Source organism: Phaeovulum sp. (assembly GCF_041596715.1).
GTDB lineage: Bacteria > Pseudomonadota > Alphaproteobacteria > Rhodobacterales > Rhodobacteraceae > UBA6213.
This window is the reverse complement of the sequence record NZ_JBFHIA010000105.1, coordinates 1-10,110: the sequence shown is the minus strand read 5'-3', so window position 1 is coordinate 10,110 and position 10,110 is coordinate 1. Positions and strand designations below refer to the sequence as shown.

Annotated in this window: 11 protein-coding genes and 1 tRNA gene; 8 read left to right on the top strand and 4 right to left on the bottom strand. The window is 64.4% G+C overall.

Annotation, left to right across the window (positions count from 1 at the left end; translation table 11 throughout):
* Positions 1 to 15: 15 nt before the first annotated feature.
* Positions 16 to 438 carry an RNA polymerase-binding protein DksA gene (dksA, locus tag ABY403_RS08840; RefSeq protein ID WP_372840420.1) on the bottom strand — a complete coding sequence of 141 codons (423 nt, stop codon included), beginning with the start codon at positions 436 to 438 and terminating at the stop codon, positions 16 to 18.
* Positions 439 to 631: 193 nt separating this feature from the next.
* Here dksA and ABY403_RS08835 point away from each other — a divergent pair, with 193 nt between their 5' ends.
* From ABY403_RS08835 to ABY403_RS08810, 6 genes are all read left to right on the top strand, one after another.
* Positions 632 to 1,471 carry an AAA family ATPase gene (locus ABY403_RS08835; RefSeq protein ID WP_372840419.1) on the top strand — a complete coding sequence of 280 codons (840 nt, stop codon included), beginning with the start codon at positions 632 to 634 and terminating at the stop codon, positions 1,469 to 1,471.
* A gap of 103 nt (positions 1,472 to 1,574) precedes the next feature.
* Positions 1,575 to 2,741: a CaiB/BaiF CoA transferase family protein gene (locus tag ABY403_RS08830; protein ID WP_372840418.1), complete on the top strand. Its 1,167-nt coding sequence runs from the start codon at positions 1,575 to 1,577 to the stop codon at positions 2,739 to 2,741.
* Between the two features lie 70 nt (positions 2,742 to 2,811).
* On the top strand, positions 2,812 to 4,839 hold the full coding sequence (locus ABY403_RS08825; protein WP_372840416.1) for an ASKHA domain-containing protein: 2,028 nt from the start codon (positions 2,812 to 2,814) through the stop codon (positions 4,837 to 4,839).
* Between the two features lie 43 nt (positions 4,840 to 4,882).
* Positions 4,883 to 5,434: a flavodoxin family protein gene (locus ABY403_RS08820; RefSeq protein ID WP_372840414.1), complete on the top strand. Its 552-nt coding sequence runs from the start codon at positions 4,883 to 4,885 to the stop codon at positions 5,432 to 5,434.
* Between the two features lie 43 nt (positions 5,435 to 5,477).
* Positions 5,478 to 5,551: transfer RNA gene (locus ABY403_RS08815), tRNA-Gly, on the top strand.
* A gap of 76 nt (positions 5,552 to 5,627) precedes the next feature.
* Positions 5,628 to 5,978, top strand: coding sequence for a RidA family protein (locus tag ABY403_RS08810; protein WP_372840413.1), 351 nt, complete (start codon positions 5,628 to 5,630; stop codon positions 5,976 to 5,978).
* 6 nt (positions 5,979 to 5,984) lie between these two features.
* Here the strand turns inward: ABY403_RS08810 and ABY403_RS08805 are convergent, their stop codons facing one another.
* Positions 5,985 to 6,416 (bottom strand): SufE family protein, encoded by a 432-nt coding sequence (locus ABY403_RS08805; RefSeq protein WP_372840412.1) that lies wholly within the window; start codon positions 6,414 to 6,416, stop codon positions 5,985 to 5,987.
* 136 nt (positions 6,417 to 6,552) lie between these two features.
* Here ABY403_RS08805 and ABY403_RS08800 point away from each other — a divergent pair, with 136 nt between their 5' ends.
* The gene (locus tag ABY403_RS08800; protein WP_372840411.1) at positions 6,553 to 7,044 is read left to right on the top strand and encodes a hypothetical protein; all 492 of its coding nucleotides are present in this window, start codon (positions 6,553 to 6,555) and stop codon (positions 7,042 to 7,044) included.
* Positions 7,045 to 7,097: 53 nt separating this feature from the next.
* Here ABY403_RS08800 and rnd read toward each other — a convergent pair whose 3' ends face one another.
* Positions 7,098 to 8,252 carry a ribonuclease D gene (gene rnd / locus ABY403_RS08795; protein WP_372840410.1) on the bottom strand — a complete coding sequence of 385 codons (1,155 nt, stop codon included), beginning with the start codon at positions 8,250 to 8,252 and terminating at the stop codon, positions 7,098 to 7,100.
* A gap of 185 nt (positions 8,253 to 8,437) precedes the next feature.
* On the opposite strand from rnd, the gene ABY403_RS08790 reads away from it, so the two are divergent.
* A complete protein-coding gene (locus tag ABY403_RS08790; protein ID WP_372840409.1) occupies positions 8,438 to 9,631 on the top strand; it encodes an MFS transporter in 1,194 nt (397 codons plus the stop codon).
* Here the strand turns inward: ABY403_RS08790 and purN are convergent.
* Positions 9,621 to 10,110 (bottom strand): phosphoribosylglycinamide formyltransferase (gene purN / locus ABY403_RS08785; protein ID WP_372840408.1); only part of this gene is annotated, 490 nt, incomplete at its 5' end. The two genes, ABY403_RS08790 and purN, sit on opposite strands and share 11 nt — an antisense overlap.

Below are 10,110 nucleotides of genomic sequence, written 5' to 3'. Positions count from 1 at the left end.
TTTGGGCTTTCGGCATCAATCGTCGCGGTGAACCCGCTCACGGCGTTCGTGACGCTCCTGTGCCTCGAGCGTCAATGTGGCAATCGGGCGCGCGTCGAGGCGCTTCAGGCTGATTGGCTCGCCCGTAAGTTCGCAAAAGCCATATTCGCCGTTGTCGATCCGCCGGATTGCCGCGTCGATCTTGCTGACCAGCTTGCGCTGACGATCGCGTGTACGCAGCTCTAGTGCACGATCAGTTTCTTCGCTGGCGCGGTCTGCAAGGTCGGGCACATTGCGGCCCGATTCCGCAAGACCCTCTAGCGTTTCGGCCGATTGTTCGATCAACTCGGCTTTCCACGCCAGAAGTTTGCGCCGGAAATATTCCAGCTGCCGGGGATTCATGAACGGCTCGCTTTCAGCGGGCTTGTAGTTCTCCGGCAAAAAAGACTCGGATTTCATAGCTCCTGCCCTTCGCGTAACAGGTTGCACAATGCTATCAGGCTTCGTCATGCACCCCTCCTGCTGGGCGACCCAATACCTGATGCCGCAGGCGATGTCACGCCCCCGTTTAGCGCGCCGAGTGCGCTTGTCTGTCATCACGAGGCAAGGTAATCTCGCATCCGCAGAAAAACCCGCAAAGGCGTGAGTGCGCATGACATTTGGTTCGACCGCAAGCTATATCGCACCGGCCGACCTGAGCCTGGCGGTGAATGCCGCCGTTCAACTGCAACGCCCGTTGCTGGTCAAGGGCGAACCCGGCACCGGCAAGACCGAACTTGCGCGCGAGGTCGCGGCAAGCCTTGGGTTGCCGTTGATCGAATGGCACATCAAATCGACAACGAAAGCCGCGCAGGGGTTATACGAATACGATGCCGTCAGCCGCTTGCGCGACAGCCAGTTGGGCGATGCGCGCGTGTCGGATATTGGCAACTACATCCGCAAGGGCAAGCTGTGGCAGGCGTTCGAGGCACCGGGCCGGGTGGTGCTGTTGATCGACGAGATCGACAAGGCCGATATCGAGTTTCCCAACGATCTGTTGCAAGAACTCGACCGGATGGAGTTTCACGTCTACGAAACCGGCCAGACCGTCCGCGCGGCAGAGCGCCCGGTGGTCATCATCACATCGAACAATGAAAAGGAATTGCCCGACGCCTTTCTGCGCCGCTGCTTTTTCCACTATATCCGCTTTCCTGATTTCGAGACCCTGCGCGCCATCGTCGAGGTGCATTTTCCCGATATCAAGGACGCTTTGCTGACCACGGCATTGACGCAGTTCTACGAATTGCGCGAAACGCCGGGGCTGAAGAAAAAGCCCTCCACCTCGGAGGTGCTGGACTGGTTGAAACTGCTGCTGGCCGACGATCTCGCGCCCGAAGACCTTGCGCGTGATCCGGCCAGCATGTTGCCCCGCCTGCATGGCGCGCTGTTGAAAAACGAACAGGACGTGGCACTGTTCGAGCGCCTCGCCTTTATCGCGCGGGCCCGAAAGTAGGTGCGCGGCCTTTGATCATGCAAAGCCGCAGCAAGGCGACGACGGCGCATCCCGCGCCGCAGATAATTTTGCGCATCTTGCGCCCCGAATAACGGAGTACGACATGACCCTACCACTGAGCGGCATCACCGTGGTCGATCTCACGCATGTGCTCGCAGGACCATTCTGTTCCTCGCAGTTGCAAGAACTTGGCGCGCGGGTGATCAAGGTCGAGCGGCCCGGCCTTGGCGACGACACCCGCGCCTTTCCGCCCTTTGTGGATGGCTTCAGCGCCTATTTCGCGGGCCTCAACCACGGCAAGCAGTCGATCGCGCTTGATCTTTCGACGCCCGAAGACCGGCGCATCTTCGAGGCGCTTCTTGATCAAGCCGATGTGGTGTTGGAAAACTTCCGCCCCGGCGTGATGGAAAAGCTCGGCTACGGTTGGGACACGCTGCACGCCAGCCGCCCGAAGCTGATCTATGGCGTGGTTTCCGGTTTTGGCCATACCGGGCCCGAGGCTGGCAAGCCCGCCTATGACATGGTTGTGCAGGCGCGCGGCGGGGTGATGAGCATCACCGGCGAGAAAGACCGCGACCCGGTGCGCGTGGGCGCAAGTATCGGTGACATTGTGGCGGGCATGTATCTGGTGCAGGGGGTGCTTGCGGCGCTGATCACGCGGGCGCAAACCGGGCGCGGGCAAAAGATCGACATTGCCATGCTGGATGCGCAAATCGCCATTTTGGAACATGCGGTGGCGCTGACCACCGCGACCGGCGTTCCGCCGGGCCGCTCGGGCGGGCGTCACCCGACGATCACGCCGTTTGAAACTTTCCACGCGGAAGACGGCCTGTTCGTGATTGCGGCGGGGAACGATTCGCTTTTCGCCAAGCTTTGCACGGCGCTGCGTTTGGGGCCGCTCTACGAAGACCCGCGCTTTGCCACGAACCCGGCGCGATGCGAAAACGCTCGGCTGCTGAAACGGCTGATCGAGGCCATCACCATCGAGCAACCGCGCAAGCACTGGATCGCGGTGCTGGAAGCGGCGGGCGTGCCCACCGGCCCGATTCAGAACGTGGCCGAGGCGCTTGCGGACCCGCAGCTATTGTCGCGCAATATGCTTGTCGATATCGAGCCTGCCCCCGGACGCCCGAAGTTTCAATGCGCAGGCAACCCGATCAAGATGACCGAATTGCCCGAGCACAAGACCCGCCCACCCGCGCCGCTGCTGGATGGCGACCGGCAGGCGGTGCTCGACTGGCTGGGCATGGCTGACGCAACTGTTGGCTGAGGCGTCGCGCGCCGCCCTTGCGTCGGGCTCTGTGCGCCCTACAAAGGGGCGCGCCGCAAGGGAGTCTGCGATGTCCAAAACCGTTCAGGTGATCTTTACCCCCTCGGGCAAGCGTGGGGCAGTTGCGGCTGGCACCACGGTGCTTGCCGCCGCGCGCGCACTTGGCGTTGACCTTGATTCGGTCTGCGGCGGGCGCGGCATCTGTTCGAAATGCCAGATCAGCCCGGCCTTTGGCAGCTTTGCCAAGCACGGTCTGACATCATCGCCTGACGCGCTTTCAATGCGCAACGCGGTCGAGGATCGGTATGACAACCTGCGCGGGCTGGCCCCCGGTCGGCGGCTTGGCTGTCAGGCGCAGATATTGGGCGATGTGGTGCTGGACGTGCCGCCCGAAAGCCAGTTGCACCGCCAGGTGATCCGCAAGTCGGCGACCGAGCGGGTGATGGTGATGGACCCGGCGACGCGGCTTTACTATCTGGAAGTGACCGAACCCGATATGCACGCGCCCTCTGGCGATTTCGAGCGACTGGCAGAGGCGCTAGAAAGCCAATGGAAAATCAGCGGCTTGCGCGCCGACCTTGAGGTTCTGCGCGAGCTTCAGCCGGTGCTGCGCAAGGGCGGATGGAAGGTAACCGCCGCCGTCAACAGCGATGGCACGGGCCCGGCGCGGCTGATCGGGCTTTGGCCCGGCTACCGCGAAGCGCCGCTATTGGGACTTGCCATTGATCTGGGTTCCACCACCATCGCGGGGCATCTTGTGGCGCTGGACGATGGGCGGGTGTTGGCCTCTTCGGGGTTGATGAACCCGCAGATCCGTTTTGGTGAAGACCTGATGAGCCGCGTCAGCTACGCGATGATGAACCCCGGCGGTGATGTCGAAATGACCGCCGCGGTGCGCGCGGCCTTGGGGGCGCTGGCCGAAACGCTGGCGACCGAAGCGGGCCTGCCCGCCACCGACATCGTCGAGGCGGTGATCGTGGGCAACCCGGTCATGCACCACCTATTGTTGGGCATCGACCCGGTGGAACTTGGCCAAGCACCCTTTGCGCTGGCCTCGTCAGAGGCGCAGAACCTTGCGGCCTCGGCGCTGGGGCTGACCACCATCGCCCCTGCCGCGCGCGCCTATATCTTGCCGCTGATCGCAGGCCACGTGGGTGCCGATTGCGCGGCGGTGGCGCTTTCCGAAGCGCCAGAGGCGCGCGACGAGCTGTCGCTGATTGTCGATGTGGGCACCAACGCCGAGATATTGCTTGGCAATTCCAGCCGCGTTCTGGCTTGTTCATCGCCTACCGGCCCTGCCTTTGAAGGCGCGCAAATCAGCGCCGGCCAGCGCGCCGCCCCCGGCGCTATCGAACGGGTGGAGATTGATCCGGCCACGCGCAAGCCGCGTTTCAAGGTGGTTGGCTGTGACCTTTGGTCCGATGACCCCGGCTTTGCCGAAGCCACGGCGGGCACCGGTGTGACCGGGATCTGCGGTTCTGGCATCATCGAGGCGGTGGCCGAAATGCGCATGGCGGGGCTGCTTGATGCCTCTGGCCTGATCGGCAGCGCCGAGCAGACCGGCACCGCACGGTCTGAGCCGACGGGGCGCACACATTCCTATCTTGTGTATGATGGCAGGGCATCGGGCGGGCCGCGCATCTGCGTAACACAGGGCGATATTCGCGCCATCCAGCTTGCCAAATCAGCGCTTTACGCGGGCGCGCGGCTTTTGATGGATGAGATGGGCGTGGACCGGGTAGACCGGGTGGTGCTGGCCGGTGCCTTTGGTGCGCATATCAGCCCCAAACACGCACTGGTGCTGGGCATGGTGCCCGATGCGCCGCTGGCGCAGATTACTTCGGCGGGCAATGCCGCGGGCACGGGGGCGCGGATGGCGCTATGCTCGCTTGCCGCGCGCCGCGCGATCGAGGAGCAGGTGCGCCGCATCACCAAGGTTGAAACCGCAATCGAGCCGCGCTTTCAGGAGCACTTCGTGGCCGCCAATGCGATACCGCACGCGACAGCGCCCTACCCGGAGTTGGCCAAGATCGTGACGCTGCCCAACCCCTCGTTCAACAGCGCGGCTTCAGACCCGAACCGCCGCCGTCGCCGCTAGTGGCACAGCGCATGGCAAAGCCCAGGCAATTCCGGAGCGCCCTTTGACCCGCTGGCTGTTTCTGCCCTGCTCGACCCGCGCCGGGGGCAATACCCTTGCGCTGGCGCGTGCTGCCGCGGCGCATCTGCCTGCGGGTGCCGAGGCTGAATGGTTCGATCTGGCAGCGCCACCCCTGCCCCGATTTGCCGATTTGCGCGCCTGCGGCGGGCATGAAGCCCCCGTTGGCCGTTTGGCCGAATTGGCCCGCGCCACGCTGGAGGCGGATGAATTGGTGATTGCCTCGCCCATCTACTGGTACGGCCTTGCCGGGCCGGGGCACGAAATGCTCGACCATTGGTCGGGCTGGTTCGAGGTGCCAGGCATGGAGTTTGCCGCACAGATGCGGGGCAAGCGGCTTTGGCTGATCTCGGTACGCGCTGATGCCACGCCCGGCGCGCAAGCCCCGCTGGAGGATGCGCTGCGCCGCACCGCGCAATGGATGGGGATGCGCTTTGGCGGCGCACTGCACGGGGTTGGCGATGCGCCGGGCGATGTGCTGAACGATACCGAGGCACTTGCGCAAGCGCGCCGGTTTTTCACCACGCCCGAAGCCTGAGCCGCTTGACGCGCGGCGCGCGCTGGCATACCTCAGGCGCGTTGCGGGTGTAGCTCAATGGTAGAGCAGAAGCTTCCCAAGCTTACGACGAGGGTTCGATTCCCTTCACCCGCTCCATCCCTTTCACCAAGCCCCCCTAGCCCCCCGCCACGCCTTGCGCTAAGGCGGGATCGGATATTTCGAGGAGAAGAGCATGACCCCTATCAAGCGGATCGATTGCGGCGCGCGCATGAGCGACGCGGTCATTCACAACGGTATTGTCTATCTTTCAGGCCAAGTCGGGGCCGAGGGCGAGAGCATCGAGGCGCAGACGCGCGCGGTGCTGGCCAGTATCGATGCGCTGCTTGCCAAGGCCGGAACCGACAAGACCCGGCTTTTGACCGCGCAGATCTGGCTGGCCGATATGGCCGATTTCGCCGGTATGAACCCGGTCTGGGAAGCCTGGGTCAGCGCCGGTAACTGCCCGACCCGCGCCACGGGCGAATCGCGGCTGGCAGCGCCGGGCTACAAAGTCGAAGTGATCGTGACCGCCGCCTTGCCCTGAGGCAAATCAGACCGCGCCTGCGCCCTCGGCGGCGAAGGCGCGGATCCGCGCGACCATCGCGTTGAGGCCGTTCGAGCGTTGCCCTGAAAGGTGACCCTCCAACCCCAACCGCGCCAGTTCGGCGCTGGCGTCAACGCGCGCGGCCTCGGCCAGCGGCAGCCCTGAATACAGCGCATGCAGCACCGCAATCAGACCGCGCACGATCAGCGCATCGCTTTCACCCTGAAAATCAAAGCGCGCGGCCGGGCCTTGCCCATCAATGCGCGGCAAAAGCCAGACTTGGCTGGCACAACCATCCACCTTGATCGCGGGCACGCGCAGCGCGGGGTCCATTGGCGGCATGGCGCGGCCAAGTTCGATCAGGTGGCGGTAGCGCTCTTCCCAGTCATCAAGGAAGGCGAAGGTCTCGGCAATATCCTCAAACGCGGGGCTGGCCATCACTGTCTCCGATATCTGATACTTCACCTAAGGTGCGATCACGCCAAGGTCCAGTAGCGGCCTTTTCAAACCGCGCGCTTTGGGCTACCCAAGGCTTGCAGCCGTGCCATCGGCCTGCGTGACGCCGGGGGACCAGATGAAATCGCCAATCGTCGTTGTTCTGACGCTTTCGCTGGCGCTTGCCGGATGTTCAGGCGTGCGCGAAAGCCGACTCAACCCGTTCAACTGGTTTGGCCGCTCGCAGCAGGCCGAAGCGGTGACGCTGGCGCCCGAGGGGGGCTATGGCGCCTCGGCCATTGACCGGCGGGTTCTGGTTGAACAAGTCACCAGCCTTGAGATTCGCCGCACGCCCGAGGGCGCGATCATCTCGGCGGCGGGGGTGCCGCCGACGCAAGGGTGGTGGGATGCGGAACTGGTGGCCGAAAACGGTGGCGAGCCCGTGGGTGGCACGCTGACCTATCGCTTCGTGGTGGCCGAACCCGTGCCCGGCACCGCAGTGGCAAGCCGCGTGCTGACGCCCGTGTCGCGTGAAGTTACGGCAGGCGCATTCCTTTCCAACATCGCGTTGGGTGATGTGCGCCGCGTGGTGGTGACTGGCGCGCTCAATTCACGCACGATCAGCCGCTAAAGGCTGCGCGGGCGGCCCAAGGGCCCATCCGGGCCGGGGCCCGGATTGCCTGTTCAGACCGGCACCACATGCACCGAATTGCCGCGCGCAGACAGCGCGATTTCGCCGCGCGCAAGGCGCAGCGCGTCTTCGCCAAATACCTCGCGCCGCCAGCCGTGCAGGGCAACGCAATCGGTCTGTCCGGCGGCGATGGCATCGAGATCGGCCGAGGTCGCGATCAGCTTGGCTGCAACACCCGCCTCCTCGGACTTGGCCTTGAGCAGCACGCGCAGCAAATCGGCCAGCGCCGTCGAAATTTGCACCTGATCGCGCGCGTCTTGAATCTTCGGGAAATCTTCAGGCTTCACCTCTAGCCCCGCCTTCACCGCCGCAAGAATACCCTCGGCAATATCGCCGCGCCGTGCCTCGCGCAGCAGCAAGCGCGAGCCGCCGAGTTCTTCGAGGCTGGTCGGGCGAGTCGAGGCGAGTTCGAGCAGCACATCATCCTTGAAAACGCGCGAGCGCGGCACATTGCGCGCCTGTGCATAGGCTTCGCGGAATTGCGCGAGTTCGCGCACCACCGCCATGAAGCGCCCCGAGGTCGAGCGGGTCTTGACCCGCATCCATGCTTCGTGCGGGCGGGTGATGTAGGTTTCGGGGTTCAGAAGAATCGCTTCTTCCTCTTCCACCCATGCCTCGCGCCCAGTTTTTTTCAACTCGCGCGAGAGGAACTCGTAGATCACCCGCAGGTGGGTCACGTCAGCCACCGCATAGGTCAGCTGCGCCTCGCTAAGCGGGCGGCGTGACCAATCTGTAAAACGCGAAGTCTTATCAAGGCTTTGGCGCGCGATCTTGCGCACTAGGGTTTCGTATCCCACCTGCTCGCCAAAGCCGCAGACCATTGCGGCGATCTGGGTGTCGAACAGCGGCTTGGGGAACAGCCCGGCCTCGACGAAGAAAATCTCTAGGTCCTGACGGGCGGCGTGAAACACCTTGACCGTGCCTTCGTGGCGGAAAAGGTCATACATCGGCTCTAGCGAAATGCCCTCGGCCAGAGGGTCCACCAGCACTGCCCGCCCGTCCTTGCCGGGCAAGGCCATCTGCACAAGGCACAGCTTCGACCAAAAGGTTCGTTCGCGCAGAAACTCGGTATCGACGGTAACATAGGGCGCGGCTTTCGCCTCTGCGCAAAATTGGGCGAGCGCGTCCGTGGTGGTAATACAAGGCATTTGCAGCTTTCGAAGGCGCGGGGGCATCCCGCTGACGCAACTCCTTTAGGCGCTTGGGGGCGAAATGAAAACCCTGCCTGTAGGAAGCCTACCGAACACCCGGCTTGCGCAGGCTCAATCCCCCTCGCAACATGGCCCGGGCCGCGCTAGAGCTTACCTAAAGTCATCCTATATCCGGTCATTTCATGCCCCCTGCCCTTGCCCGTTTTGCCCTGCCCGGTGCCGTCGTGGCGCTGGGGATTACCCAGATCGTAGGATACGGCACGCTTTATTATGCGTTCGGAGTGCTTGTTCCGGCGATTTCCGAGGAACTTGGCCTGTCGCAGGGGCTGCTGTTTGGCGGCTTTTCAGCGGCGTTGCTGGCGGGCGGGTTGGTGGCGTTGCCGGTGGGGCGGCGGATCGACCGGCTTGGTGCGCGGCGGGTGATGACCGTGGGGTCTGGCATGGCGGCGGTTTCGCTGGCGGCGATGGCGCTGGCGGTGGGGCCTGTCAGCCTGATCGCGGCGTTGGTGGCCAGCCAGATTGCGGCAGCGCTGGTTCTGTATGATGCCGCCTTCGCAGCACTGGCGCAGGCATTGGGAAGCCCGCGCGCGCGCCGCGCGATTACCCAGATGACGCTGTTCGGCGGCTTTGCCTCGACCCTGTTCTGGCCACTGACCGAGGCGCTGACTGCTGGCTTTGGCTGGCGGGTAACGCTGGGTGTGTTCGCGGCGCTGCATGTGCTGCTGTGCCTGCCCTTGCATCGTGGGCTTGCCACCCGTGCCGAACCGATGCCGATGGCCGCACCCGGTGCGCGGCCGGTAAAGACCTACACCCCACTGCCGATCGAGGCGCAGCGGCGCGCCTTCATTTGGCTGACGCTGGCGCTTTCAACCTCGGGTTTCGTGGCGGCGGCGATCATGGCGCAGTGGGTGACGGCGCTTGGTGCCTTGGGTGTAGCAAGCGGGGCTGCGGTGGCCGCAGGCGCGTTGATGGGCCCGGGGCAGGTGACGGCGCGGCTGATCGAGATGATGTTTGGCCAAACCCTGCACCCTTTGGGCACTGCGATGATTTCGGTGCTGATGCTGATTGCTGCGCTGTCGGTGCTGCTGTTTGGCGGCACCGGGCCCTTTGCGCTTGCCGCCTTCGCCAGCCTGTTCGGACTGTCGCAGGGGTTAAGCTCGCTGGTGCGCGGCGCGGCGGTGCTGGCGCTGTTCGGCCCCGAGGGTTTTGCCGCGCGGTTGGGCGCAATCGCAATTTTTCGCATGACAAGCAGCGCGTTGGCACCGGTGGCATTGGCTACGGCACTGGGGCTGTGGCGGGCTGAGGCGGCAATTGCCGCGGCGCTGGCGCTTGTGGTCATCTCGGCGCTGGCGCTGTTGCGGGTGCCTAGAGCGTAAGCAACCCACGCTCGCCCGCCGCAAAGCGGCGCAGCACGGCGGGGTAAAGGCGATGTTCGGCCGCAAGCACCCGCGCGGCCAGTGTGGCCTCGGTATCGCCTGCAAGCACCGGCACACGTGCCTGCCCAAGGATCGGGCCGCCATCAAGTTCTGGCGTTACCTCATGCACGCTGCACCCGGCCTCGGCATCGCCTGCGGCAAGGGCGCGGGCGTGGGTATGCAAGCCCGGATATTTGGGCAGCAAAGAAGGATGGATGTTCAGCATTCGGCCCTGAAACCGCGCGACGAAATCGGGAGTCAGAACCCGCATGAAACCCGCAAGGCAGATGATGTCGGGTCGCATGGGCAGAAGCAGGCGCAAAAGCTCTGCCTCGAACGCGGCGCGGTCGCCCTTGAAGCGGCGATGATCGACCGAGGCTGTCGCCAGCCCAAGTGCCGCCGCGCGCGCCAGCCCCTCGGCCCCCGGATCGTTCGAGGCC